Here is a 24,545-nt window from a genome sequence, read left to right as displayed (position 1 = left end):
ACCGCCCATGCCCGACCCCCAGATCCCTCCCGCACCGACAGCGCACAAGGCCCTTGCGGCGGGGATCCAGGCCTGGTGCGGCACGGCCGAGGATGTCACGACCCCGATCGACGGGCTGAGCTTCTTTCGGCGCACCCGCCCGACAGAGCCTGACATCTGCCTGGTCGAACCGGCCCTTCTGGTCGTGGCGCAGGGGGCGAAACAGATGTTCGTCGGCGGCGCACCGCATCGCTACGATCCGGCGGGGTTCCTGATCACCTCGCTGGAAATCCCCGGCCAGACGCAGATCATCGAGGCGACGCCAGAGGTGCCTTGTCTGGGCCTGGTGATGAAACTGGACCAGCGAATGCTGGCCGAGATGGTGGCGCGCGACCTGGCCCCGCCGCGCCAGCGCACCGAGCGCCGCAGCGTCGCCGTGGGCCAGGTGACGCCCGCGCTGATCTCGCCGCTGGAACGGCTGGTTGCCCTGCTGGAGGAACCGGCGGCGATTCCCGTACTGGCGCCGCTGATCCTGCAAGAGATCCACTATCGGCTGCTGCTCAGCGATCAGGGGCCCCGCCTGTGGTCCTTCGTGGCGGCGGGCAATCCGAATCAGCGCATCCTGGCCCTGCTGAACTGGATGAAGCTGAACTATGCCGAGCCGCTGCGCGTCGAGGAACTGGCCGAGCGCGCACAGATGAGCGCCTCGACCTTCCACCAGCATTTCCGCGACCTGACCACCATGAGCCCGCTGAAGTACCAGAAATGGCTGCGCCTCAACGAGGCGCGGCAGATGATGCTGAACGACCACCTGGATGCGGCCACCGCCTCTTTCCGCGTCGGCTATGAAAGCCCGTCGCAGTTCAGTCGTGAATATGCGCGGCTTTTCGGTAACCCGCCGAAGCGCGACATCGAGCGCTTGCGGCTGGAGGTGTCCTGACCGCCCGGCGGCCTAGCCCGGGGTGGCCTCCTTGACACGCGGGCGCGCCCAAAGTTCCTGGCCCGGATCGGCGCGCAGGGCGGCGCCCTCTTGCAGCAGCGCGGCGATCCTCTCTGGCCCATAGCCCAGATCGGCCAGCAGCGCCTCGGTGTCTTCGCCCAGCAGGGGCGGGGCGCCGTCCAACCCCTCGTCGCGCACCAGCCCCGGCAGGGGCAGGTCCGGGCCCAGGAACGACAACGCCTCGAAGCCGAAGGTGCTGGCCTTGCCCGGGGCCTGGGCCTGGGGCGCCTCCATCACCCGGTCGGTCGACAGGATCTCGGTAAAGCCCACACCCTGGGCGCCCAGCCTCTCGGCCAGGGCGTCATAGCTGAACCCCGCCACGGCCTCGCGCACCAGCGCCTCGACCTGGGGGCGGGCGCGGCGGCGGTCGCGCAGCCCGGCCAGGGCAGGATCAGCGGGCAGGCCGGTGGCCGTGCAGAACTTGCTCCAATGGGCGTCGTTCAGCATCACCAGATAGATCCACCGCCCGTCGCGGGTCTCATAGGCGCCATAGCCGGGAATGCTGAATTCGGCCGAGGGTTCGGTTTCGGCCCGGCCCAGGATCTGCGTCTTGAGCTGCACGCCCAGCAGATCCCGCGCCGCGATATGCAGCCCCGTCTCGTAAAGGCCCAGGGTGATCTCGCGCTTGGCACGGTCGCCCGCCAGCAGCGCCGTCAGCACGGCGATGGCGGCGTAACAGCCCGCGAACTGATCGTGATAGGAGGGGCCCAGCCGGGTGGGGCGCCCGTCCTGCCGGTTCGAGAACATCACCCCGGTCGCCGCCTCGGCGATCGGGTTCGAGGCGACCTCTTCGGCCAGGGGCCCGGCGCCGTAGCCCTTGATGTGGCAATGGATGATGTCGGGGTTCAGCGCGTCGCAATCGGCAAAGGTCGCGCCCAGCTTGCGCGCGGCAGAGGGCGACAGGTTGTGCACCACGATGTCGGCCCTGGCGATCAGCCGGGCGAAGATCTCTTTGCCGGCCTCCGATTGCAGGTCCAGGCACAGGCTTTTCTTGCCGCGGTTGAAGGCCAGGTAGCTGCCGCTGGGCCCGCCGCGCACCAGCTTGCGCGTGGTCTCGCCGCCCGGGGGCTCGATCTTGATCACCTCGGCCCCCAGCTGTTGCAGAATGTGGGTGGCGAAGGGGGCGGCGATCATGCTCCCCAGTTCGACGATGGTCTTTCCTGCCAGCACGCCGCTGTTCATGGCCTTCTCCCTTGTTCCGCCCGGACAGGTGCCGGGCCGCATGGGCCACATGGGTGTCAGATGACTCGGAGGCTGACAACTAAAAAATGCATTATAGACATTATAGAGGGTGCCGCGGGGCAGAAAATTCCGTTGAGATTGGCCTTTATTGCCATGAAAGAAAGGGGTTTGCGGGGCTGCCCTCAGAATAAATGCATTTTATATTGACGTGCGCGGCGACGCAGACCTATCGTCAAGCCGGGGATAACACCCCTTTGGGAGGAGAAAATGTTTCAGCAACTCAAGGGGCCGCTGCGTGCAGCGGCGCTCGTGGCCACCGGCGTCCTGGTGACACCGGCGATGGCGGCAGACGTGGGAATCGACGCGGAAAACAAGGTTGTCACCATCGGGGCCTTTACCCCGGTGACGGGGCCGGTGCCGTTCTACGCGATCCTGACGCACGCCGCCGAGGCCTACTATCGCAATCTGAACGAGAACGGCGGCATCGACGGCTGGACCGTCAACTATGTCACCAAGGACGACGGCTATGACCCGGCGCGCTCTGTCGCGGTGACCCGGCAGATGGTCGAGGACGACGGCATCTTTGCCCTTGCCGCGCCCATCGGGACGGCCACCAACGTGGCCGTGCTGCCCTATGCCCGCGAGGTTGGCCTGCCGGTGGTCGGCCCGATCGGCGGGGCCAGCGCCTTTTTCGTCGAACCCACGGTGTTCCCGCTGCTGCCCGACTACGGATGGTCGGCGGCGTCCAACCTGGACTATGCGGTCAACCAGCTGGGGCTGAGCAAGGTCGCCCTGCTGTGGGAGAACGACGAGCTGGGCAAATCCGCCAAGCGGGGCTTTGACGCCTATATGGCGGACCTGGGGATGGAGCCCGCGGAATCGGTGCCCTTCGACGTGAAGACCACCAGCTTCAGCCCGCATATCCGCAAGGTGGCCAATTCCGGCGCCGAGGCGGTGATCCTGTTCGGTTCGAACGCCAACCTGGCGGCGGCGCTGAAGGCGGCGGATCTTCAGGGGCTGGACGTGGAATGGTTCGCGCCCTTCTTCACCGCCGACCCCTCGACCCGCAAGCTGGCCGGGGATCTGCTGGATGGCGTCTATTTCGCCTCCTGGCTGCTGCCGGTGTCCAGCGATGCCCCCGAAGTGGCGGCCTATCGCCAGTCGATCGAGGCCTATTATCCCGACGATCCCGTGGGTGTCTTCGGCCTCAACGGCTGGAGCAATGCGGCGATCTTCCACAAGGGGTTCGAGGCGCTGCTGGCGTCGGGCAACGAGCTGACCCGCGAGAACCTGGTGGCGGCGCTCGAGACGCTGGACGGGGCGGATGTGGGCGGCGCCCGGGGCGTGTCCTTCCGTGAGGGCGACCATCGCGGCACCCGCCAGGAAGGCATCATCCAGGCCACCGCCGACGGCTTCGAGCTGGTGCAGCCCTTCCGGGCCTACCCGGAGGTGGTCTTCGAGGACATGCAGACCGAGTGATCCTGCTTGGCCCATCAGGGGCGCCCGGTCTGGGGCCGGGCGCGCCTTCACGCAATCGAACAGTTACCGGGAGACAGGGATGACCCTGACACCAGTCAGCGCGCCTGCGCGCATGGACGGACAGATCGCCATAGTGACCGGCGCGGCAGGCGGCATCGGCCGGGCCACGGTCCTGGCCCTGGCCGAGGCGGGCGCAACCGTGATCGCCACCGACATCACCGAGACCGCCGACTACGGCACCGACAAGGTCAGCTACCGGCCCTATGACGTCACCTCGCAAAGCGCGACCGATGCCCTGGTCGCCGAGGTGCTGGCAGAGCATGGCCGCATCGACGCGCTGGTGCTCTGCGCGGGCACCATTTCCCACAAGCCCCTGTGGGAGTCGACGGATGACGAGTGGCGCTCGATCCTCGACGTCAACCTGATGGGCGTGGTGAACCCGGTCCGCGCCATCTTCCCGGTCATGGCAGAGCAGGGGATGGGCAAGATGGTGGCGCTGGGCTCGATCGCGTCGAAAATCGGCGGCGTGGCCTCTGGCCCGTCCTATGTCGCGGCGAAATCGGCGGTGCACGGGCTGATGAAATGGGTTGCCAAGGCAGGCGCCGCCAAGGGCGTCTATGCCAGCGTCATCGCGCCCGGCCCGGTCGAGACCCCGATGTGGGACACCGTGACCCAACGCGCCGCCCCCTCGGCCCACGGAAGCGTGCCGCTGGGCCGCTACGGCCAGCCCGAGGATATCGCCCAGGCGATCCTTTTCCTGTGTTCGCCCGCTTCCAACTGGATCACCGGCACCGTTCTGGATGTGAACGGTGGCATGTTGATGGATTGAGATCATGACCAAGACAGACACAATCGGATTCATCGGCCTGGGCGTGATGGGCGGGCCCATGTGCCGCAACATGGCCCTGAAACACGACGCCGAGGTGTTGGCCTTCGACCTGTCAGATGCGGCCCTGACCGCCGTGGCCGAGGCCGGCGCCCGGCGCGTGCCCTCGGTCGAGGCCCTGGCCGAACAGGCCGACGTCATCTTCCTGTCGCTGCCCGGCGGCCCGCAGGTGCAGGCGGTCAGCGCGGCCATTGCCGCCGCCAGGGGGCGCTGCTCGGCCATCGTCGATCTGTCGACCACCCCGGTCGAGACCGCCCGTGCCGTCGCCGCCGAGCTGGCCCCGCTGGGGATCGCCTTTGCCGATGCGCCGGTGGCCCGCACGCGGCAGGCGGCGCAGGAAGGCAAGCTGGCCATCATGGTGGGCGCGTCGGAAGCGCTGTTCGAGCGGATCCATCCGCTGCTGAAATACATCGCCACCGACATTACCCATGGCGGCGATGTGGGTGCGGGCCAGGTGCTGAAGCTGGTGAACAACATGCTGGTCTTCGCCAATACCGTGGCGCTGGCCGAGATGATGGTGCTGGGCGAAAAGTCAGGCGTCGCGCCCGAGGTGCTGCTGGATGCGGTCTCCAAGGGCTCGGGCGACAGCTTCGTGCTGCGCAACCACGGCATGAAGGCCATGCTGCCCCGCGCCTTCCCCGACAAGGCGTTTTCGCCGGAATACGTGCTGAAGGACATTTCCTATGTCTTCGAGCTGGCCGAACAGTCCGGTGTCTCGCTTCCCGCCGCCGGCACCGCGCGCAGCTACTACGAGACCGCCCTGCATCACGGGTTGTCGGGGCGCTATTTCCCCGGGGTGATCGAGCTGGTCGAGAAGGGGGTCATGGAGACCCCAGGGCCGCGGGCCGGTGAAGAGGGCAAGGGGGAAGCGGCATGATCGACCTGCTGCGCGATCTCTTTCCGCTGGCCTGGTCGGGGATGATCACCGGATGCCTTTACGCGCTGGGCGCGCTGGGGCTGGTGATGATCTTCAAGTCCAGCCGGGTGGTGAACTTCTCTCATGGCAATGTGGCGGGCTTTGCCGCCTTCCTGATCTACGGCTTTTCCAGCGGCGTGCTGCTGGAACTGTCCTGGGGCACGGCGGTGCTGCTGGCGGTGCTGGCGGTGATCGCCATCGCCTTCCTGACCTATGCGGTGATCGCGCCGCTGGTCTTTGAATCGGACCTGACCGCCACCATCGCCACCCTGGGCGTGGGGCTGATCGCCCAGGGGGCGACGCTGCTGATCTTCGGCGCCGATATCGTCAGCCTGGATCTGCCGGTGCCGCGCTTTTCCATGTCGGTGCTGGGGCTTTTCGTCACCGGCTACGACCTGACGGTGCTGGCCGTGGCCATCCTGACCATCGGCGCGCTGTTCTTCGTCATCGACTACACCAAGCTGGGCATCGCCTTTCGGGCCATCTCCGAGAACCCCTTCGCGGCTGAGGTCTGCGGGCTGAACCTGCGCAACGTGCATCTGTTCTCCTGGATCGTGGCGGCGGTGCTGGGGGTGATCGGGGCGCTGCTGATCGTGCCCACCACCTTCCTCAGCGTGACCACCGTGGCCGCCTTCATGTTGCAGGCCTTCGCCGCCGCCGTGGTCGGTGGCTTCGCCAGCCTGCCAGGCGCCCTGCTGGGCGGGATCCTGATCGGGGTGCTGATGAACCTCTTCACCTTCTACGTCTCGCCCGAATACTCCAGCACCTTCCTGCTGGCGGTGATCCTTCTGGCGCTGAACATCTTCCCCAATGGCATCCTGGCCAGAGTTGGAGGCAGCCGTGTCTGACCAAAACCTGTCGCTTAGCTCTGGGGCCGGGGCGGCCCGGCCCGGCGGCCTGGCGATCCACCCCGGCCAGGCGCTGACCCTCGCCCTGCTGGGCGGGCTGACCCTGCTGCCGCTGCTGCTGGGCGGGTCCTGGATCTTCGCCCTCGGCATCTGCTTTGCAAATTCCATCGGCGTGCTGTCGGTCTCGATCCTGGTCCGCTACGGCGGCGAGGTCTCGATCGGGCACAGCTTCTTTGCCGCCGTCGGCGCCTATGCGGTGGCGGTGCTGGACACGCGCTATGGGCTGTCGTTGCTGGTCAGCCTGCCGGTGGCGCTGGCGCTCGGGGTGATCTCGGGCGTTCTGTTCGCCTGGCCCTCGCGCAAGCTGTCGGGGATCTACCTGGCGGTCTCGACCATGGCGCTGGCCCTGGCCGTGCCGGAGCTGATCAACAATGCCGACGGGCTGACCGGCGGCTATGAGGGGCTTTATGTGTCGCAGCCGGTGATCCCGGGCGTGGCCATGTCCCTGCAACGCTACTACGCGGCGCTGATCGTGCTGGTGGCGGCGGTCTATGCGGTGTCGCGGCTGCGCGGCTCTCGGCAGGGGCTGAAGCTGCTGCTGGCCAAGGCCCATCCGGCCGCCGCCGATGCCTTCGGCACGCGCCGCGACTGGGCACGGATCGCCGTCATGGGGATCTCGGGCGGGGTGGCGGCGCTTTGCGGGGCGATGCTGGGCTTTGCGGGCTCGACCGTGTCGCCCTCTGGCTTCACGCTGTGGTCGTCGATCTTCCTCCTGGTGGGCTCGGTGGTCAGCTTCTACGGGCTGTCCCTGCCGCGCGCCCTTATCGGGGGCGCCTTCCTGACCCTGGTGCCGCAGTTCCTGTCGGCCTCGGGCGCCTGGATCCCGGTCTTCTACGGCCTGGCCCTGTTGGGGATGATCCTGCTGGGCCACTACCTGCCGCGCCTGAAAGAGATTGTCGCAACCCGGAAAGGCGGTGCCTGATGGACACGCAAACCCCTGCGCTGAAGGGCGAGGGCATCGCCCTGTCCTTCGGCGGGATCAAGGTGCTCAAGGATCTGGACGTGGAATTCCGCGCCGGAGAGATCACCGGGCTGATCGGCCCCAATGGCGCCGGCAAGACAAGCCTGTTCAACACGCTGACCGGGGCCTATCGGCCCCAGAGCGGCAAGATCACCTATGCGGGCCACAGCCTGGACGGGCTGTCGCCCGCGGCGCGGGCCGACAAGGGGATCGTGCGCAGCTTTCAGCATGTGGCGCTAAGCCCGGATCTGACGGTGCTGGAAAACGTCATGATCGGCGTGGCGCGCAACCATCACGCGGGCTGGATCCATGCCTTCCTGCCCACCCGGCGCGGGCGCGAGGAGATGGCGCAGATGCGCGCCGCCGCCGAGGCCGCCCTGGCGGATCTGGGCCTGGCGGGGGCGGCGGACAAGCTGCCCTCGGAACTGCCGCCGGGCATGTTGCGCCTGGTCGAGATCGCCCGCGCCATTGTCGGCAAGCCCGCAGTGCTGTTGCTGGACGAACCGGCGGCGGGGCTGAACAATTCCGAGACCCGCGACCTGATGGGCAGCCTGCGCAAGCTGGCCTCGCCCGATCTGGTGATGGTGGTGGTCGAGCATGACATGGATCTTGTCATGTCCATCTGCGACCGGATCTACGTCCTCAACTTCGGCGCCTTCGTCGCCTGCGGCAGCCCCGAAGAGGTGCGCGCGGATGACGACGTGGTGCGGATCTACCTGGGAAGCGACGATGACTGATCTTCTGAACGTATCCGGCCTGTCTGTCTTCTACGGCGCCAAGGCCCAGGCGGTTGAAAACGTGTCCTTCACCGTCGGCCCCGGCCAGGTCACGGCCCTGCTGGGGGCCAACGGGGCGGGCAAGACCTCGATCATGAAGGCCGTCGCGGGGCTGATCCCGGGGCGGGGGCGGGTCCACTTCGACGGTCAGGACATCAGCGCCCTGCCGGCCCGCGACCGGGTGCGGCGCGGGGTGGTCTACGTGCCCGAGGGGCGCGAGATCGTCGGTGACATGACGGTGCGCGAGAACCTGACCCTGGGCGGCTATCATGTGCCCGGGCGCGAGCGCAAAAGGCGCACCGACATGGTGCTGGAGCTGTTCCCCGAGATCGCCGACAAGGCCGACCGCTCGGCCTGGCGGCTGTCGGGGGGCGAGCAGCAGATGCTGGCCATCGGGCGGGGTCTGATGGCCGGGCCGCGCCTGTTGCTGCTGGACGAGCCCTCGCTGGGTCTGGCGCCGATGCTGGTGCGTCGGGTCTTCGATCGCCTGGGCGCGATCCGGGCCGAGACGAACCTGGCCATCATGCTGGTGGAACAGAACCTGGCGATGACCATGCGGATCTGTGACGAACTGCACTTCCTGCGGGGCGGGGCCATCGTCGGGCATCGCAGCGCGGCCGACTTGCAGGACAGCGCGGCCCGCCAGGAGGCGATCGACGCCTACCTCGGCGCGGCCTCGGCGGCATAAGAAGGGGGCGACGATGGCTGACACCTGGAAGATCTACGGCATCCGTCATGCGGTGAACACCGCCCGCACCCGGGGGCAGAACTTCATCCTGGACGCCCAGCCCGACGCGCCGCTGGTGCTGGATTTCTACTCCTGGCTGCTGACCTGCGGCGACCGCCATATCGTGGTGGATACCGGCATGGATCCGGCCAAGGCCGCCAAGCACGGCCATAGCCACCTGCTCAGCCCGGTCACCGGGCTGGCGGCCCTGGGGGTCGAGGCGGCAAAGGCCGAATGCGTGATCCTGACCCATGCCCATTACGACCACCTGGGCTTTCTCGATGCCTTTCCCGCCGCGCGGTTTCACATGCAGGCCGAGGAAATGGCCTATGTCACCGGCCCCTACATGGAAAAGCCCTGGTTCCGGCGCGCCTATGAACCCGATGAGATCGCCCGCCTGGTCTCGCTGCTGCACGACGGGCGGCTCACTTTGCACGGGCGCGAGGCGCAGATCGCCGACGGGGTCACGGTGCACTGGGTGGGCGGCCATTGCGCGGGCCAGGAGGTGGTGCGGGTGCGCACCGCGCGGGGCTGGGTCGTGCTGGCCTCCGATGCCTTGCATTACTACGAGGAATACGAGCGCGGCATTCCCTTTGCCGTGGTCTACAGCTCGGCCCAGATGATCGACGCCCATGACGTGATCCGCGCACTGGCCGACAGCGACGACCACGTCCTGCCCGCCCATGACCCCCGCATCGCGGACCTGTACCCGGTGGCCGAAGAGTCCGGGTTGCAGGAGGTCTTCCGCCTTGACGTGGCGCCTGTTTCGAGAAATGCGGGATGAAAATTTGCATTATCCGAGCCCCCGGATGTTACAAGGGTCCGGAAGTCTGGGTGGAACGTCAGGATGTTGAAACACCAAACCAAGGAAGAGCTGGTCGCGGATTACCTGCGAGAGGGCATCATCTCGGGCAAGTTTCCCCGGGGCTCGAAGCTGAAGCAGGCCGAGATCGCGCAGCAGATCGGCACCTCGATCACGCCGGTGCGCGAGGCGATCAAGCTTCTGGCGGCCGAGGGCTTTATCCTGGGCACGGCGAACCGTGGCGCCACGGTGGCCCCCTTCGACATCCATGCCACGGAAGAGATCGTCGACCTGCGCATGACGCTGGAATGCAAGCTGGCCCTGCGCGCGATGGAGCGTCTGACCGAGGCGCAGCTGCAAGAGCTGCGGGCGTTGCAGGCGCAGTTGGAAGATGCGGCGGCGCGCGGCGAGCGCGATGCGGTGCGGGCGATCAACTACCGTTTCCACGAAGTGCTTTATGCGGCGGCCGACCTGCCGCAGACCCTGCGGTTCGTGCGCGCGCTTTGGGCGCGCTATCCCTTCGATCTGATCAACAAGCTGGAAAACCGCGTCGACCGGGCCTCGCAGGAACACCGTGCGATGCTCAGCGCGATCTTGCAGCGGGACGAGGCGGGCATGTTGGCCGCCCTGCGCAACCACATCCGCGCCGGTTGGGACGAATTCAAGGAAAGCTACACCGGATAGGGCAGGGACCCCTTGCGTATCGCGGTGTTCCCCTCATCGCGAGATCACAGCAAGGAGTACCCGATGCCATCCGCAGATAGCAAACCCGACAGCATTCTTCTGGTCATGGACATGCTCAATGACCTGGTCCACCCGGACGGCATGGGGGCGAAGTCCTACGTGCCGCTGTGCCGTGCGCGCGGCGTCTACGACAACACCCGCCTGGCGATTTCCCGGGCCCGTGCCGCCGGGGTGATGGTGGCCTATGTGCGGGTCGGTTTCTCGCCCGACTATGCCGAATGCCCGCCCGGATCGCCGGTCTTTTCCAAGGCCCGCAATGCCGGGGTCTTCGGCCTGGGCAGCTGGGGGACCGAGGTGCTGGCCGATTTCGCGCCGCAGCCCGGGGACCCGGACATCATCAAGCACCGGGTCAGCCCCTTCTACGGGACCAAGCTGGAGCCGCTGCTGCGCGCCCAGGGGATCCGGCGGCTGATCCTGTCGGGCGTGTCGACCAATGGCGTGGTCTCGGCTGCGGTGCGCGAAGGCCATGATCGCGACTATGCCTGCGTGGTGCTGGAAGACTGCTGCGCCGGGGCCACCGAGGAAGAGCATGACCATGCCCTGTCGGGGTTGCGGCGCTTCTCCACCGTCACCACGGCGGCTCAGGTCTCTTTCTGACCTTTTGCGGTAAACAATGCATCAAAATAGGAAATCTCCCTCGGTTTCGAGGGGGATTTCCGGCGTTTTGCCCGAGGTGGCCTGTGTTTGCTTTAAGAAAATGCATTATCTCGCGCTTCCTCTGTTGACCGGAAAAAATAAAATGCATTAAGTGAGGGGGGCGGCCGAGGGACCCCCGAGGCCACCCCATGCAGGCGGCGCAGGAGTGAGGCGCAGCCCCGGACACGCGAAAGAGGAGAACGCGCCCGTGACCATCGTGGATGTGAAAGAGAAGAAGGCCGACGCCGTCGGCGGGGCCCCGGCCGAAGGCAAGATCACGGATGAGGCGGTCGCCGCCGCGCGTGACATGATCGGGCTGCAACTGCGCCCCGAGGGGCCCTATCTTCAGGATGCCACCACCGACACGCTGCGCAACTGGTGCAACGGGATCGGCGACCTGAACCCGCTGTATCGCGAAACCGAATATGGCCGGAATTCCCGCTATGGCGGCCAGGTGGCGCATCCGATGTTCCCGATGGCCTTCGGCTGGGTCGGGCGGACCCGCTGGGGTCTGCCAGGGGTGCACGGCTTCTACGCCGGCAACGACTGGGAGATGTTCCGCCACATCCGCCCCGGCGACCGCATCAGCGCCATCGAGCGCGTCGTCGGTGTCGAAGAGAAGGAAAGCAAGTTCTCGGGCCGTCTGGTGCTGCAATATGTCGAGGCCAGCTATACCAACCAGCGCGGCGAGCTGGTGGCGCGGGCCCTGGGCACCTGTACCCGCCATGAGCGCAAGGCGGCGCGGGACGCGGGCAAGTACAAGGACATCAAGACCCACGAATACACCGCCGAGGAATACGAGGCGCTGGACGCCGCGATCATCGGCGAGCCGCAGCGGATCCGTGGCAGCGCGGTGCGCTACTGGGAAGATGTGACCGAGGGCGAAAGCCTGGATCCCATCGTGCGCGGTCCGCTGTCGCTGATGGATACCATGGGCTTCCTCGTCGGCTGTGGCCGTGGCCATACCCATGGCGTGGTCTTCCAGGCCGCGATGAAGCACCCGGGCCACTTCTTCCGCAACCCCGAGGCGGGCGGCGGCATCGAGTACACCGGCATCGGCCACCACCGCGAAAGCACCGCCAAGGAGGTGGGGGTGCCCGGCGTCTACGACTACGGGCCGCAGCGGTCCTCCTGGATGGCCAGCCTGGTCACCAACTGGATGGGCGATGCCGCCTTCCTGAAGCGGGTGCGCACCGAGATGCGCCGCTTCAACACCATGGGCGACAGCACCTGGTGCAAGGGCAAGGTGGCCCGTAAGTACATCAAGGACGGCCATGCGCTGGTCGATCTCGAGATCTGGGGCGAGAACCAGCGCGGCGAGATCACCACCCCCGGCCTGGCCACGGTGATCCTGCCCAGCCGGGATCCCGAGATCCGCGTCTTCTTCGATGGCGGCGACCTGGATCTGGACCTCCCCGTGGTGCGCTGAGGCAAGGGCGGCGCCGGGCGACCGGCGCCGCCCACCGACCGGAAAGAACCAAGAAAGAGGGGAGGGCGCGCGATGGTGCAGGACAAGCCGCTGTCGGGAATCCGCGTGATCGAACATGCCGCCGGTGTGGCCGGGGCCTGGGCCGGGCGTCTGCTGTCGGCCATGGGGGCCGACGTGGTGATGGTCGAACCTCCGTCGCTGTGCCCCCTGCGCCGCCGGGCGCCCCTGCTGGAGGATGGCAGCAGCGCCCTGTTTGCCTATCTGGCGGCGGGCAAGGGCAGCGTGATCTGCGATCTGGACCGGGCCGAGGGCCGGGCCGAGATGGCCGCCCTGCTGGAGGGCGCGCAGATGCTGATCGACGACAGCCCCGTCGCCGCGCGCGGCGCCCTGGGCCTGGACCCGGAGGCGATCCGGGCACGCTTTCCCGAGATCGTGCACCTGTCGGTCCTGCCCTTCGGCGCGGTCGGCCCCAAGGCGGGCTGGGGCGCGGAAGAGATCAATCTGGTGCACGCAGGCGGCGAAGGCTTCCTGCTGCCCAACGGGCTGTCGGTGGATCTGTTCCCCGATCGCCCGCCGCTGAAGATCGCCGGGCATTTCGCCGAGATGCAGGGAGGCGTGGCCGCCGCCCTGGCGGGCCTGGCCGCCCTGTGGTCGGGCGAGGGACAGCTCGTCGATGCCTCGGTCCAGGACGCCAATGTCGCTGTCGGGGCCTTTGCCCTGCAACGGCTGGGCGACGGCTCGGTCGAGCATCGCCACAGCCGGTCCTTCCGCTATGGCGGCGTCATCGAATGCCGCGACGGCTATGTCGAGCTGCTGATGCTGGAGGAACGCCAGTGGCAGGGGCTGGTCAAGCTGATGGGGCATCCCGACTGGGCCGCCGACCCGGGCCTGGGCGATCCCGCCGAACGCTCTGCCCGGGGGGCAGAGATCAACCTGCGCATCCGATCCTGGGCGCGCGATCAGCCGGTCGACAGCCTTGTCGCCCGTGCCCAGGAACTGGGAGTGCCCATGGCGCGCTACAGCCGTCCGGCACAGATCCTTGGCGGCGCGCATGAGGTCGCCCGGGGCACATTCGCCGCCGTGCCCGGCCATCCCGGCCTGCGCATCCAGCCCGCGCCCTTCCGGTTCGCCGAGGTGCCGCTGTCGCTGGACGCGGGCCCGCCCGCGCCGGGGCAGGACCAGCCATCGGCGGACGACGCCGTCACGGATCGCCTCACAGACGGAAGGGTCACCGCATGACTGCCACATCTCAGGCCGCCAAGCCCCTCGCCGGGATCCGCATCGCCGATTTCACCGTCCATGCGGCGGGGCCCTTCTGCACCCACATGCTGTCGCAGCTCGGGGCGGAATGCATCAAGATCGAAAGCGCCCTGCGCCCTGACATCTTCCGCAAGCCCCATGCGGTCTATGGCCGCGCCGGGCCCGCAACCTTCGACCAGGTCGCCTCGAACAAGTTTTCCGTCCGGCTGAACCTGAAGCACCCCGAAGGCGTGGCCCTGGCCCGGCGCATCGTCGCCGCCTCGGACGTGGCCGCCGAAAGCTTTCGCGCCGGGGTGATGGAGCGCCTGGGCCTCGGCTACGAGGCGCTGCGGGCGGTGAAAGACGATATCGTCATGACCTCTGTCTCTTCCTCGGGGCAAAGCGGGCCCGACAGCCATTTCGCCGGCTACGCGCCCCTGTTCGGGGCCTGGGGCGGTCTGGGGTATCTCAGTGGCTACAGCGATGGCCCGCCGATGGAGATGCGCCATGTGATGGACCATTCGGTGGGGATGAACGCGGCCCTGGCCACCCTGGCGGCGCTGCATCGCCGCCGCCGCACCGGGCAGGGCTGCCATGTGGACGTGGCCGCGCGCGAGGTGGCCTCGTCGCTGGTCGGCGAGGCGCTGACCGCCGCCTCGGCCGGGGTCGAGGTGCCGCGCCTGGGCAACATGGATCCGCAGCACGCGCCCCATGGTCTGTATCCCACGCGCGAGGAGGACCGCTGGCTGTCCATCGCCGTGGCCACGGATGGGCAATGGCATAGTTTCGCCCGGCTGATCGGCCGCCCCGAACTGGCCCGCGACCCGCGTTTCGCCACCGCCCCGGACCGCGTCGCCCGCCGGGCCGAGCTGGACCGGATCACCACCGCCTGGACCGAGGCGCTGGAGGCCGAGGCCGCGGCGAAGGCCCTGCAATACGTCGGCATTCCGGCCCATGTTTCCTGGCGGGCCAGCGACATTGCCGCCGATCCCCACATGGCCCAGCGGGGCGCCGTGGTCGAGGTGGCCGAAACCGACGACACCCGGCGCAAGGCGGTCGGCTTCCCGGCGCGGTTCTCGGCCAGCGGGGCGCCCGGCCTGGACCGGGGCACCCCCGGGCTGGGGGCGCATGAAGACTATGTTTACGGCGAATTGCTGGGGCTCGGCCGCGCCGAACGCAGCCGGCTGGAAGAGGCGCGCGTCATCTACTGACCGCGACAGGAGGACAAGAGCATGACATCCGACACCGCCCTGCTGGGCGATCCCACAGAGGCCATCGGCCGGACCGAGACCCGCGCCGAGCGCATCGCGCCCGACCGCGTCGCCGCCATGGCCGCGACCCTGGACATGGCCACCGCCCCGGCGCCCGGTGCGGCCCTGCCCGCAGGCTGGCACTGGCTGTTCTTCAACCCCTTCCTGCGCCGCTCTGATCTGGGCGCCGACGGCCATCCGAAGCTGGGGGATTTCCTGCCCGACACCGGTCTGCCGCGCCGCATGTGGGCCGGGGGGCGGATCCGCTATCACGCGCCGCTGCCGGTCGGCGCCGAGGCCGAGAAACACAGCGAGATCATCGACGTCACCGCGAAATCGGGGCGCTCGGGGCGGCTGGTCTTCGTCACGCTGCGCCATCGGATCAGCGCCGACGGGGCGCTGTGCATCGACGAGGAGCAGGACATCGTCTATCGCGATGCCCCGGCCCCCGGCGCCCCGGCGCCCACGCCCCCGGCGGCGCCGGACGGGGCTGCCTTCTGCGAGGGGGTCAGCACCGATCCCACCCTGCTTTTCCGCTATTCCGCGCTGACCTCGAATGGCCATCGCATCCACTACGACCACCTGCACGCCACCGCGGCAGAAGGCTATGCGGGGCTGGTGGTTCATGGGCCGCTGACCGCGACCCTGTTGCAGGGCCTGGCGACCCGCGCCTGGCCCGACCGGCCCCTGCGCAGCTTCTCGTTCCGGGGGATGAGCCCGCTGATCGTCGGTCAGCCCTTCACCCTGAACGCAGCCCCGTCCGAGGCGGACGGGGGTGAAACCGGGCTGTCGCTTTGGGCGGCCGGGCCGAACGGGGCGTTGTCGATGCAGGCCAGCGCCGGGTTCGGCGCGGCGGGGGCTGCGACGTGAGCCCCGGCGCCAGGTCTCCGCGCAGTTACCTCTTCGTGCCGGGGCAGCGTCCCGACCGGTTCGCCAAGGCCGCCGGGTCGGGGGCCGAGGCGATCATTCTGGATCTTGAGGATGCCGTGGGCCCGACCCAGAAGGACGAGGCCCGCGCCCATGTCCAGGCCTGGTTTGCCGGGGGCGGCGTCGGGCTGGTGCGGATCAATGGCGCCGGAACCCCCTGGCACGCGGCGGATCTGGACATGCTGGCGGCGTTGCCCGGGGTGGCCGTGATGCTGCCCAAGGCCGAGCCCGATGCGGTGGCGGCCTTTGCGCAACGCCTGCCAGACCGGCCGCTGATCGCGCTGGTCGAGACGGCACGGGGGCTGGCGCAACTGCGTGATACGGTGCGGCTGCCCGGGGTCGCGCGCCTGGCCTTCGGGAATCTGGACTTCGGCGCCGATGCACGGATCCCCGGCACTGGCCCGGTGCTGGACCCCGCCCGGTTCGAGATCGCCTTGGCTGCCCGGCTGGGTGACCTGCCGCCGCCCATCGACGGCGTCACGGTCGAGCTGACAGCGCCCGAGGCGATCGCCGCCGACATCGCCCGCGCCCGGGCCCTGGGCTTCGGGGCCAAGCTGTGCATCCACCCGGCCCAGGTCGGCGCGGTGAACACGGGCTTCGCGCCCAGCGTGGCAGAGGTTGACTGGGCCGAACGCATCCTCGCCGCGCTGGAGGCGGCGGCAGGGGCGGTGGTGCAGGTGGACGGCAAGATGGTGGACCGCCCCCTGATCGACCGCGCGCAGCAGATCCTGGCAGACGCGCAGCCGGGCTGAGACCGAGCCGCGCCTCAGACACTCACCACATGCGACACCCGCGCGCCGCCCGGCGCGATGCGGTGCATCATGTATTGCGGCGGCTCGTCAGAGAAGCTGTAGGGGCTGCCCGCGCGCAGGTCGAAGGCGATCTGATGCGAGGCCGAGGGGGCGACCAGCACATCGGCGCCACCGCAGCTGCCGATGATGGCGCGGTGCATGTGCCCGCAGAGGATGGCGCGCACCCGGCCATGGGCGGCGACGCGTTCGGCCAGGGCGTCGCGCCCCGTCAGCAGGCCCATCCCGTCCATGTCCTGCAATCCGGTGGTGATCGGCGGGTGATGCAGGAACAGCAGCACATCGCGCCCGGCGCAGTCCGCCAGGGCCTGATCCAGCCAGGCCAGCCGGTCGGGGCAGATCTCGCCGTGGGGGGCGCCTTCGACCAGGGTATCCAGGCCGATGACCGCCAGCGGCAGATCGCTGCGCGCCAGGCACAGATGCCCCTGGGCTGTCTGGCCGGTCATCTCGGGCAGGGCGGCGCGCATCGGCGCGCGCTTGTCGTGATTGCCGGGCACCGCCAGCACCGGCAGACCCAGACGGCGCAGACCCTCGCCCACATGGGCATATTCCTCTGCCGTGGCATCCTCGCCCAGATCGCCCGAAACGACGACCAGGTCGGGTTGCACCGGCTGGGCGGCCAGGCTGGCGATCAGCCGGTCGAAATTTGCCCCGGTGTCAAAGCGGTCGGCCAGTTTGCGGCCCCCCGCCAGGACGTGAGAATCGGTCAGATGGGCGATCAGCATGTGGGGGTCTCCTGAGTCTTTTGAGGATATTTGGGTGAAAGACCGTCATCCTCTTGCCGGATAACCATGTCAGATTTGAGAAATTTTCGCATTTTTGCCCGGCTCTGATGCCGAGATCATGGATTTTTCGGGCTAAAATCCACAATATGCACAATTTTCAACCCTTCGATCTCGCAGGCTGGCGCCTGGGGTATTTGCGGCTAGACAGTCATATTGCTGTGATATTTGCCTTATACATGACGTTTTGTGGCTGAGGTGCGATGTGGATCGGACCCTGCAAGCTGTTCGGACTGTGATGAACTCCAACATTCGCGAGGACAATCTAGATGAAAACCACAAATTCCAAGCTGACGCGCCGCCGTCTGATGGCCGCCGGTCTGGCCGCCCCCTTCGTCAGCGCCATGCCCGGCCTCCTGACCCCGGCGCGGGCCAATGAAACGGTCAAGCTGCAATTCATGTACCCCGTGGGCGTCTCGGGCGACATCAACACGATCATTTCCAACATGATTGCCGAGTTCAACGCGACCCATGACGGCGTCGAGGTCGAAGCGATCTACGCGGGCTCTTACGACAATACCGAGCAGAAGGTGATCACCTCGCTGGGTGTGGGCGAACCGCCGGCGCTGTGGCTGCCGATCAACTCGTCGCTGCAAACCTTCCTGGGGCTGGATGCGCTGGAAGACATCACCGAACAGGCCAAGGCCGACGATATCTACGACGATTTCATCAGTGGCTTCCTGGATACCGCCGTGTCCGACGGGCGCCTTTACGGCCTGTCCTACCAGCCCTCGACCCCCGTCCTGTACTACAACAAGGACGCCTTCGCCGAGGCCGGTCTGGGCGATGCCCCCGTCACCTGGGACGAGCTGATGACCGCCGCCCAGGCGCTGACCATCCGCGAGGGTGACGCGCTGAAACGCTGGGGTCTGACCATCGGCGGCGGCTGGCACGACTGGATGTTCGAGGGCTATTGCCGTCAGAACGGCCTGGTGCCCTGGGAAGCCGACAAGGTGCTGTGGGATCGCCCCGAGGCGATCGAGGCGCTGGAGTTCTGGAAGAAGATGGTCGACGCGGGCTGCATGGCCCCGGCCTCGACCTGGCAGGGCTCGGCGAACGACTTCATGGCCGGCTCCACCGCGATGCTCTACCACTCGACCGGCTCGCTGACCAACCTGCGCACCTCCTCGCCCTTCGAGGTCGGCGTGGCCTTCATGCCGAAGAAGAAGCAGTTCGGCGCCTCGCAAGGGGGCGGCCCCATCATGATCGCCAAGAACCAGTCGGACGCCAAGAAAGAGGCCGCCTGGACCTTCGCGCGCTGGATGACCAACACCGAGAACCAGGCCGCCTGGAGCCGTGCGACCGGCTATCTGGCCGTGCGCAAATCCTCCTGGCAGCAGCCCGAGATGCAGCAGTACCTTTCGGAGGTGCCGCAGGCCGAAGTGGCGATGAAACAGGCCGAATACTCGGGCGCCTTCCTTCAGGTTCCGGCCTATTCCCGCGCCCGCGACAACCTGAAAAGCGCCATCGACCGCACCCTGGCGGGCGAGATTGCCCCCGAGGCGGCGCTGACCACGGCCACCGCCGATACCAACCGCGAGATCCAGCGCGTCCTGCGTCGTCAGGGCTGATCCCGCCACATGACCTGGGGGAGGCGGGCCGCCCGGCCCGCCTCCTCGTACCTGTTTCCGAGGGTTCCAAATGTCGTCATCCTTCGCCCGCGCGCGCCGGAACGAGATGCTGCTGGCCTATGCGCTGCTGCTGCCATCGTTGATCTTCTTGGCCGTCTTTACCTACTGGCCGATCATCCGGTCGGTCTGGTTCAGCCTGCACGACGTCCTTCTGGGCGATCCCGAGATCTTTTGGCTGGGGGCAGAGAACTATCTGCGCCTGCTGGACGACCGGCTGTTCTGGAAGGTGCTGGGCAACACCGCCTTCTACACGCTGACGACAATCCCCCTGTCGATCATCGTCGCCCTGCTGCTGGCGGTGGCGATGGACAGCAAGCTGCGCGGCATGGCGATCTATCGCTCGGCCTTCTTCTATCCGGTGATGATCCCCTCGGTGGCCGCGGGTATGCTCTGGGTCTTCCTCTACGCGCCGGGCTACGGCCCCATCAATGAGGCGCTGACGACCCTGGGCCTGCCCCGGCTGGACTGGCTTTACGACAGCGACTGGGCGCTGCCCGCCATCGTCATCATGAGCATCTGGAAATACTCGGGCTACTTCATGCTGATCCTGCTGGCGGCGCTGAAACTGGTGCCTTCGGACCTGTACGAGGCCGCGCGGCTGGACGGGGTCAGCGGCTGGCACCGGCTGATCCACATCACCGTGCCGCTGGTCTCGCCCACCCTCTACTTCGTCATCATCATCGGCACGCTGCACAGCTATCAGATCTTCGACTACGTCTATGTGATGACGCAGGGCGGCCCCGCCGACAGCACCAACGTGCTGACCTATTACATCTACCAGAACGGGTTCCAGTATCAGGACATCGGCTATGCCTCGGCGTTGGCCAATGCGCTGCTGATCGCCGTGCTGGGCTTCATCGGGCTGGTGTCCGTCACCCTGGGCCGCCGCGTCCACTACCTGGGAGAGCGCTGATGTCCGACGCGACCCTGACCCCCGCCGCAGACCGCCCCGCCGCCACGGTGCCCGCGCGCCGACCGCGCGCCCGCAAGTGGCTGCGCGAGAACTGGCTGCACGCCGTCATGCTGCCGCTGGCCCTGCTGTGGCTCAGCCCGCTGTTGTGGATCCTGGTGACCTCGCTGAAGACCCAGACCGAGGTTTTCGACCAAAGCGCGGGCTTCTGGCCCACGTCGCTGAACTTCTCGAACTATCCCAGCACCCTGTCGGTGGCGCCTTTCGGGACCTACCTGGTGAACTCGGTCATCGTGACCGGCTCGATCCTGGCGGGGCAGCTGGTGACCATCACCCTGGCCGCCTATGCCTTTGCCCGGCTGACTTTCCCGGGCAAGAACCTGCTGTTCACCCTGTTCCTGTTGCAGGTGATGTTCCCGATCTACGCGATCTTCCTGACCAACTTCGTCACCTTGCGCGAAATGGGGCTGGTGAACACCATCCCGGCGATGATCGTCCCCTTCGTCGCCTCGGGCTACGGCACCTTCATGTTGCGGCAAAGCTTCCGCCAGGTGCCGGCCGAGCTGTCGGATGCCGCGCGCCTGGATGGCTGCGGGCATATGTCGATCCTGTGGCATGTCTACCTGCCGCTGGTGAAACCGACGCTAATTGCCTTCGGCATCATCTCGGTCGTGACCCACTGGAACGATTACATGTGGCCCCTGCTGGTGACCAATTCCGAGGGCATCCGCACCCTGCCCATCGGGCTGGGCCTGCTGGCCAAGGCCGACAGCGGCGCCGACTGGCCCCGCCTGATGGCCGGGACCACCATCGTTGTCTCGCCGCTGTTGCTGCTCTTCGTGATCTTCCAGCGCCGCTTCATCGACAGCTTCATGCATACCGGCGTCAAGTGACGCCACAGACCGGAGACCCAACATGGCGACCGTCCAACTGAACAAGATCTGCAAGTCCTACGGCGACCGGAAGACCGTGCATGACATCGACCTGACCATCGAGGACCGCGAGTTCATGGTGCTTGTCGGCCCCTCGGGCTGTGGCAAGTCCACCACCCTGCGGATGATCGCCGGGCTGGAAGAGATCACCTCGGGCCAGTTGCTGATCGACGGGCAGGACGTGACCGATGCCCAGCCCCAGGCGCGCGACATCGCCATGGTGTTCCAGTCCTACGCGCTTTACCCCCACATGACCGCCTATCGGAACATGGCCTTCGGCCTGCTGAAGACCACCCGCCTGTCCAAACCCGAGATCGACGCCCGCATCCGCGAGGCGGCCGAGATCCTGTCGATCACCGACCTGCTGGAGCGGCGCCCGAAAGAGCTGTCGGGGGGCGAGCGGCAGCGCGTCGCCATCGGCCGCGCCCTGGTGCGCCAGCCCAAGGTCTTCCTCTTTGACGAGCCGCTGTCGAACCTCGACGCCAAGCTGCGGAACCGGATGCGGGCCGAGCTGAAGCGCCTGCATTCCGAGCTGGGTCTGACCGTCATCTACGTGACCCACGACCAGATCGAGGCCATGACCCTGGGCACCCGGGTGGCCATGATGTCGGACGGATACCTGCAACAGGTGGGCGCGCCGATGGACATCTACATGAACCCGGCCAATACCTTTGTCGCCACCTTCATTGGCTCGCCCGAAATGGCGCTGATCCCGGCGCGGGCGGCGGGGGGCAAGCTGGGCCATGACGCCTTTGTGGCGGATCTGGCCCGTGGCGGCGACCTGCCCGCCGAGGTGCTGATCGGGCTGCGCCCCGAAGAGGTGACCCTGTCGGCCAGCGGCATGGCCCGCGCCACCGTCACCCACCGAGAGCTGATCGGCGCCGAGGCCCTGGTCGAGGTCGCCCTGGGCGGTGACCGCATGGTGGTGAAAAGCCCGGTGCAGGGCGCCCCCCTGCCGGGCGACGAGGTGGGGCTGGACTTCGACATGTCCCGCCTGCGCCTCTTCGATCGCGGCACCGGACGCGCTATCCTCGCGGCAGACTGAGCGGAGGGGACATGGCACGCAGTCACAGACAAGAGCAGATCCTCGCGCTGCTGAAGGCGCGGGGGAAGGCGGCGATCACCTTTCTGGCGGAAGAGTTCGACGTCTCGGACGAGACGATCCGGCGCGACATGAAAAGCCTCTCGGCCGAGGGGCTGGTCGAGAAGTTCCACGGCGGTGTGCGCCTGTCGATGCCGCGCACCGAACCCCCGTTCGAGCGGCGCCTGTCCGAGAATGCGGCGGCCAAGGCGGCCATCGCGGCGGCCACCGCGCGCCATATCCGCGACGGCGCCACCCTGCTGCTGGACAATTCGACCACCGCCTGTTTCCTGGCCCGCGAACTGACCCGGCGAGAGCCGATGACGATCCTGACCATCTCGCTGGAGATCGCGCAGATCCTCAACGCGGGCGATGGCCAGCACCGGGTGATCCTGCCCGGCGGCGAGCTGCGCAAGGCCGACCGCACCCTGACCGGGGCGGCGACGATCAGCTATCTGGCCAGTTTCAGCCCCAGTTATTTCGTCATGTCCGTGGTCGCCGGTTCGGCGCGCGGCTGTCAGGATTTCGACCTGTTCGAGGTCGAGTTCAAACGCGCCATGATCGACCGTGCCGACGAGACGGTGGTGATGATGGACAGCGGCAAGTTCAGCAAGTCGGGCCTGATCCATGTCTGCGACTGGGGACAGGTGGACACGCTGGTCAGCGATGCCGTGCCCCCCGAGATCGCCGAGCAGATCGACCACGGCCATGTCCTGCTGGCCCCGGACCTGCCGGAGGGCCGCCCCGCATGATCGCCCCCCTTTGCCGATACGAAGCGGTGGCGCGCGACATGCTGGCCGCCGCCCGCCCGCTGGCGCGGCAGCATTTCCGCACCCCGCTGGCGGTGGAACGCAAAAGCGACCTCAGCCCCGTCACCCTGGCCGACCGCGCCATCGAGCGTGCCATGAAAGAGGTGCTTGAAGAGGCCTGCCCGGGCCATGGCATCCTGGGCGAGGAGTTTGGCACCAGCCAGGCCGAGGCCCGCCATCTGTGGGTGCTGGATCCGATCGACGGCACCAAAAGCTTTATCGCCGGGGTGCCGCTGTTTGGAACGCTGATCGCCCTGCTGGAGAACGGCCAGCCGATCCTGGGGGCCATCGACATGCCGCTTCTGGGGGAAACCTGGATCGGCAAAAGCGGCGGGGAAACCCGGCTGAACGGCACCGCCTGCCAGGTCTCGGCCCGGACCGAGCTGGCGGGGGCCACGCTTTTTGCCACCTCGCCCGATCAGTTCACCGCCGCCGAGCGCCCCCACTTCGAGGCCCTCAGCGCGGCCTGTCTGGCGCGGCGCTTTGGCGGCGATTGCTACAGCTACGGCCTCTTGGCCTCGGGCCATGTGGATCTGATCCTGGAGGCCGAGCTTCAGCCCTACGACTACATGGCCCTGGTGCCGGTGATCGAAGGGGCGGGGGGCGTGATCACCGACTGGTCGGGCGCGCCGCTGACCCTGGCCTCGACCGGCCAGGTTCTGGCCGCCGCCACGCCCGCGCTGCACCGCGCCGCGCTGGCGGTGATCGGGGCACAGGGGCAGGGCTAGGCTGCGCTCCGCCCGCCCCACCGGTCAGATCAGCTTGCCCTGCACCGTGTAGCAGATCACCCCCAGCAGATCGTCGGGCATCTGCGCCCCGCGTCCCGCCGGGTTGCCCGCCAGCAGGTTGGCCAGCTTCTCGGCGGCCACCTCGGGCGGGGCCTGATAGGGGATCGTCTCGACGAACAGCCCGTCGGCGTCGAACAGCATGACATAGGCCGTATGGGCCATGGTGTAGCCGCCGCCGATCAAATCCATGCGCCGGGCGTAGATGTCGAAGGATTTCACCGCCTTGGCCGCCTCGCCCAGGGATCCGGTCACCCCGGTCACGCCGGGCACCCAGCCGGTGTAATCGCCCAGCAGGTCCAGCGTGTCGCGCTGCGGATCGACCGAGACGAAATAGACCGGCAGATCCGCCGCGCCTGGCACCTCGTCCTTCCACAGGGCGATCTCGCCCATGGTGGTGGGGCAGACATCAGGGCAATGGGTGAAGCCGAAGAAGACCGCCGAGGGCCCCTGTTGCAGCGTCTCTTCGGTGAAGGTGCCGCCATCGGTCCTTTGCAGAACGTAGTCGCCGCGTCCCAGCAGGGCGATCTTGTTCGCCTGGATCCGGGGCGCCAGCAGCACCAGCGCGAAGACGGTGACCACGGCCAGGGCCGTCAGGGCAAGGGCGATACGCTGTCCGGTCAGTTTCATCGCGCGCCTCGCATCCGCAGGGGCGCGGTCAGGGCCGGGCAGGGGGACGGGGCGGCAGGGCGGAACATGGGGAGAAGAGGGATCATGGCGATCTCCGGTCAGGTGCCCGGGCAGGGCCGGGGCACGGGGGGCGAAGGGGCCGGGACCAAGGCGGGGAGAGGCCTTGCGCCCCGACAGATCGGGGGCGGGGGGACTAGCCCCGGCTGGCGGCGCGGCAGGGGCCGCGAGCGGGGACGCAAACCACGGTGCGGGGGACGCAAATCATGGGACGGGCGGCGCAAATCATGGACGTCAGAGTCATCATAGGCGCTATGTGCCACCGGGCGGCGGGGCGG

Annotated in this window: 25 protein-coding genes; 22 read left to right on the top strand and 3 right to left on the bottom strand. The window is 67.7% G+C overall.

What is annotated here, in order from left to right:
• The first annotated feature begins 7 nt into the window (after positions 1–7).
• Complete coding sequence (locus tag ACRARE_RS02570; RefSeq protein WP_432654845.1) at positions 8–919, top strand: AraC family transcriptional regulator; 912 nt, start codon at positions 8–10, stop codon at positions 917–919.
• Positions 920–931: 12 nt separating this feature from the next.
• On the opposite strand, the gene ACRARE_RS02565 is transcribed toward ACRARE_RS02570, so the two are convergent.
• Complete coding sequence (locus tag ACRARE_RS02565; RefSeq protein ID WP_432654844.1) at positions 932–2,161, bottom strand: CaiB/BaiF CoA transferase family protein; 1,230 nt, start codon at positions 2,159–2,161, stop codon at positions 932–934.
• 267 nt (positions 2,162–2,428) lie between these two features.
• Between ACRARE_RS02565 and ACRARE_RS02560 the strand changes: the two genes are divergently transcribed.
• From ACRARE_RS02560 to ACRARE_RS02490, 15 genes are all read left to right on the top strand, one after another.
• Positions 2,429–3,640, top strand: coding sequence for an ABC transporter substrate-binding protein (locus tag ACRARE_RS02560; RefSeq protein ID WP_432654843.1), 1,212 nt, complete (start codon positions 2,429–2,431; stop codon positions 3,638–3,640).
• A gap of 79 nt (positions 3,641–3,719) precedes the next feature.
• Entirely contained in the window at positions 3,720–4,469 is a 750-nt protein-coding gene (locus ACRARE_RS02555) for an SDR family NAD(P)-dependent oxidoreductase (RefSeq protein ID WP_432654842.1), read from the top strand.
• 4 nt (positions 4,470–4,473) lie between these two features.
• Complete coding sequence (locus ACRARE_RS02550) at positions 4,474–5,403, top strand: NAD(P)-dependent oxidoreductase (protein WP_432654841.1); 930 nt, start codon at positions 4,474–4,476, stop codon at positions 5,401–5,403.
• Complete coding sequence (locus ACRARE_RS02545) at positions 5,400–6,290, top strand: branched-chain amino acid ABC transporter permease (protein WP_432654840.1); 891 nt, start codon at positions 5,400–5,402, stop codon at positions 6,288–6,290. Before ACRARE_RS02550 ends, ACRARE_RS02545 begins: the two co-directional genes overlap by 4 nt.
• On the top strand, positions 6,283–7,272 hold the full coding sequence (locus ACRARE_RS02540) for a branched-chain amino acid ABC transporter permease (protein WP_432654839.1): 990 nt from the start codon (positions 6,283–6,285) through the stop codon (positions 7,270–7,272). Before ACRARE_RS02545 ends, ACRARE_RS02540 begins: the two co-directional genes overlap by 8 nt.
• Positions 7,272–8,048, top strand: coding sequence for an ABC transporter ATP-binding protein (locus ACRARE_RS02535; RefSeq protein ID WP_432654838.1), 777 nt, complete (start codon positions 7,272–7,274; stop codon positions 8,046–8,048). The genes ACRARE_RS02540 and ACRARE_RS02535 overlap by 1 nt, the downstream gene beginning before the upstream one ends.
• Complete coding sequence (locus tag ACRARE_RS02530) at positions 8,041–8,775, top strand: ABC transporter ATP-binding protein (RefSeq protein ID WP_432654837.1); 735 nt, start codon at positions 8,041–8,043, stop codon at positions 8,773–8,775. Before ACRARE_RS02535 ends, ACRARE_RS02530 begins: the two co-directional genes overlap by 8 nt.
• Before the next feature lie 13 nt (positions 8,776–8,788).
• On the top strand, positions 8,789–9,598 hold the full coding sequence (locus ACRARE_RS02525; protein WP_432654836.1) for an N-acyl homoserine lactonase family protein: 810 nt from the start codon (positions 8,789–8,791) through the stop codon (positions 9,596–9,598).
• A 63-nt stretch (positions 9,599–9,661) separates the two neighbouring features.
• Entirely contained in the window at positions 9,662–10,300 is a 639-nt protein-coding gene (locus tag ACRARE_RS02520) for a GntR family transcriptional regulator (protein WP_432654835.1), read from the top strand.
• A gap of 63 nt (positions 10,301–10,363) precedes the next feature.
• Positions 10,364–10,957 carry a cysteine hydrolase family protein gene (locus ACRARE_RS02515; RefSeq protein WP_432654834.1) on the top strand — a complete coding sequence of 198 codons (594 nt, stop codon included), beginning with the start codon at positions 10,364–10,366 and terminating at the stop codon, positions 10,955–10,957.
• Positions 10,958–11,204: 247 nt separating this feature from the next.
• Positions 11,205–12,425 (top strand): FAS1-like dehydratase domain-containing protein, encoded by a 1,221-nt coding sequence (locus ACRARE_RS02510; protein ID WP_432654833.1) that lies wholly within the window; start codon positions 11,205–11,207, stop codon positions 12,423–12,425.
• Positions 12,426–12,497: 72 nt separating this feature from the next.
• Entirely contained in the window at positions 12,498–13,664 is a 1,167-nt protein-coding gene (locus ACRARE_RS02505; RefSeq protein ID WP_432654832.1) for a CoA transferase, read from the top strand.
• A complete protein-coding gene (locus ACRARE_RS02500; RefSeq protein ID WP_432654831.1) occupies positions 13,661–14,875 on the top strand; it encodes a CaiB/BaiF CoA transferase family protein in 1,215 nt (404 codons plus the stop codon). The genes ACRARE_RS02505 and ACRARE_RS02500 overlap by 4 nt, the downstream gene beginning before the upstream one ends.
• A gap of 21 nt (positions 14,876–14,896) precedes the next feature.
• Complete coding sequence (locus ACRARE_RS02495; RefSeq protein ID WP_432654830.1) at positions 14,897–15,784, top strand: HTD2 family dehydratase; 888 nt, start codon at positions 14,897–14,899, stop codon at positions 15,782–15,784.
• Positions 15,781–16,593, top strand: coding sequence for an HpcH/HpaI aldolase/citrate lyase family protein (locus ACRARE_RS02490; RefSeq protein ID WP_432654829.1), 813 nt, complete (start codon positions 15,781–15,783; stop codon positions 16,591–16,593). The genes ACRARE_RS02495 and ACRARE_RS02490 overlap by 4 nt, the downstream gene beginning before the upstream one ends.
• 14 nt (positions 16,594–16,607) lie before the next feature.
• On the opposite strand, the gene ACRARE_RS02485 is transcribed toward ACRARE_RS02490, so the two are convergent.
• Entirely contained in the window at positions 16,608–17,375 is a 768-nt protein-coding gene (locus ACRARE_RS02485) for a phosphodiesterase (protein WP_432654828.1), read from the bottom strand.
• A 326-nt stretch (positions 17,376–17,701) separates the two neighbouring features.
• On the opposite strand from ACRARE_RS02485, the gene ACRARE_RS02480 reads away from it, so the two are divergent.
• From ACRARE_RS02480 to hisN, 6 genes are all read left to right on the top strand, one after another.
• Positions 17,702–19,003: an ABC transporter substrate-binding protein gene (locus ACRARE_RS02480; RefSeq protein WP_432654827.1), complete on the top strand. Its 1,302-nt coding sequence runs from the start codon at positions 17,702–17,704 to the stop codon at positions 19,001–19,003.
• Between the two features lie 70 nt (positions 19,004–19,073).
• Complete coding sequence (locus tag ACRARE_RS02475) at positions 19,074–19,976, top strand: carbohydrate ABC transporter permease (protein ID WP_432654826.1); 903 nt, start codon at positions 19,074–19,076, stop codon at positions 19,974–19,976.
• Positions 19,976–20,866, top strand: coding sequence for a carbohydrate ABC transporter permease (locus ACRARE_RS02470; RefSeq protein ID WP_432654825.1), 891 nt, complete (start codon positions 19,976–19,978; stop codon positions 20,864–20,866). Before ACRARE_RS02475 ends, ACRARE_RS02470 begins: the two co-directional genes overlap by 1 nt.
• Positions 20,867–20,888: 22 nt before the next feature.
• Entirely contained in the window at positions 20,889–21,950 is a 1,062-nt protein-coding gene (locus ACRARE_RS02465) for an ABC transporter ATP-binding protein (RefSeq protein WP_432654824.1), read from the top strand.
• An 11-nt stretch (positions 21,951–21,961) separates the two neighbouring features.
• The gene (locus tag ACRARE_RS02460) at positions 21,962–22,738 is read left to right on the top strand and encodes a DeoR/GlpR family DNA-binding transcription regulator (protein WP_432654823.1); all 777 of its coding nucleotides are present in this window, start codon (positions 21,962–21,964) and stop codon (positions 22,736–22,738) included.
• Positions 22,735–23,523: a histidinol-phosphatase gene (gene hisN, locus ACRARE_RS02455; RefSeq protein ID WP_432654822.1), complete on the top strand. Its 789-nt coding sequence runs from the start codon at positions 22,735–22,737 to the stop codon at positions 23,521–23,523. The genes ACRARE_RS02460 and hisN overlap by 4 nt, the downstream gene beginning before the upstream one ends.
• A 24-nt stretch (positions 23,524–23,547) precedes the next feature.
• Here the strand turns inward: hisN and ACRARE_RS02450 are convergent, their stop codons facing one another.
• Complete coding sequence (locus ACRARE_RS02450; RefSeq protein WP_432654821.1) at positions 23,548–24,210, bottom strand: SCO family protein; 663 nt, start codon at positions 24,208–24,210, stop codon at positions 23,548–23,550.
• Positions 24,211–24,545 lie beyond the last annotated feature (335 nt).

Origin of the sequence: Pseudooceanicola aquaeponti (assembly GCF_050897975.1) — a bacterium.
Taxonomy (GTDB): domain Bacteria; phylum Pseudomonadota; class Alphaproteobacteria; order Rhodobacterales; family Rhodobacteraceae; genus Pseudooceanicola.
The sequence above is the reverse complement of the archived record's forward strand: the minus strand, read 5'-3'. Positions and strand labels throughout refer to the sequence as shown.

Excerpts from the sequence above, each read along its gene's own strand:
- ACRARE_RS02570 (WP_432654845.1), top strand. The coding sequence starts at position 8 with ATGCCCGACCCCCAGATCCCTCCCGCACCGACAGCGCACAAGGCCCTT.
- ACRARE_RS02565 (WP_432654844.1), bottom strand. The coding sequence starts at position 2,161 with ATGAACAGCGGCGTGCTGGCAGGAAAGACCATCGTCGAACTGGGGAGC.
- ACRARE_RS02560 (WP_432654843.1), top strand. The coding sequence starts at position 2,429 with ATGTTTCAGCAACTCAAGGGGCCGCTGCGTGCAGCGGCGCTCGTGGCC.
- ACRARE_RS02555 (WP_432654842.1), top strand. The coding sequence starts at position 3,720 with ATGACCCTGACACCAGTCAGCGCGCCTGCGCGCATGGACGGACAGATC.
- ACRARE_RS02550 (WP_432654841.1), top strand. The coding sequence starts at position 4,474 with ATGACCAAGACAGACACAATCGGATTCATCGGCCTGGGCGTGATGGGC.
- ACRARE_RS02545 (WP_432654840.1), top strand. The coding sequence starts at position 5,400 with ATGATCGACCTGCTGCGCGATCTCTTTCCGCTGGCCTGGTCGGGGATG.
- ACRARE_RS02535 (WP_432654838.1), top strand. The coding sequence starts at position 7,272 with ATGGACACGCAAACCCCTGCGCTGAAGGGCGAGGGCATCGCCCTGTCC.
- ACRARE_RS02530 (WP_432654837.1), top strand. The coding sequence starts at position 8,041 with ATGACTGATCTTCTGAACGTATCCGGCCTGTCTGTCTTCTACGGCGCC.
- ACRARE_RS02525 (WP_432654836.1), top strand. The coding sequence starts at position 8,789 with ATGGCTGACACCTGGAAGATCTACGGCATCCGTCATGCGGTGAACACC.
- ACRARE_RS02520 (WP_432654835.1), top strand. The coding sequence starts at position 9,662 with ATGTTGAAACACCAAACCAAGGAAGAGCTGGTCGCGGATTACCTGCGA.
- ACRARE_RS02515 (WP_432654834.1), top strand. The coding sequence starts at position 10,364 with ATGCCATCCGCAGATAGCAAACCCGACAGCATTCTTCTGGTCATGGAC.
- ACRARE_RS02505 (WP_432654832.1), top strand. The coding sequence starts at position 12,498 with ATGGTGCAGGACAAGCCGCTGTCGGGAATCCGCGTGATCGAACATGCC.
- ACRARE_RS02500 (WP_432654831.1), top strand. The coding sequence starts at position 13,661 with ATGACTGCCACATCTCAGGCCGCCAAGCCCCTCGCCGGGATCCGCATC.
- ACRARE_RS02495 (WP_432654830.1), top strand. The coding sequence starts at position 14,897 with ATGACATCCGACACCGCCCTGCTGGGCGATCCCACAGAGGCCATCGGC.
- ACRARE_RS02485 (WP_432654828.1), bottom strand. The coding sequence starts at position 17,375 with ATGCTGATCGCCCATCTGACCGATTCTCACGTCCTGGCGGGGGGCCGC.
- ACRARE_RS02480 (WP_432654827.1), top strand. The coding sequence starts at position 17,702 with ATGAAAACCACAAATTCCAAGCTGACGCGCCGCCGTCTGATGGCCGCC.
- ACRARE_RS02475 (WP_432654826.1), top strand. The coding sequence starts at position 19,074 with ATGTCGTCATCCTTCGCCCGCGCGCGCCGGAACGAGATGCTGCTGGCC.
- ACRARE_RS02470 (WP_432654825.1), top strand. The coding sequence starts at position 19,976 with ATGTCCGACGCGACCCTGACCCCCGCCGCAGACCGCCCCGCCGCCACG.
- ACRARE_RS02465 (WP_432654824.1), top strand. The coding sequence starts at position 20,889 with ATGGCGACCGTCCAACTGAACAAGATCTGCAAGTCCTACGGCGACCGG.
- ACRARE_RS02460 (WP_432654823.1), top strand. The coding sequence starts at position 21,962 with ATGGCACGCAGTCACAGACAAGAGCAGATCCTCGCGCTGCTGAAGGCG.
- hisN (WP_432654822.1), top strand. The coding sequence starts at position 22,735 with ATGATCGCCCCCCTTTGCCGATACGAAGCGGTGGCGCGCGACATGCTG.
- ACRARE_RS02450 (WP_432654821.1), bottom strand. The coding sequence starts at position 24,210 with ATGAAACTGACCGGACAGCGTATCGCCCTTGCCCTGACGGCCCTGGCC.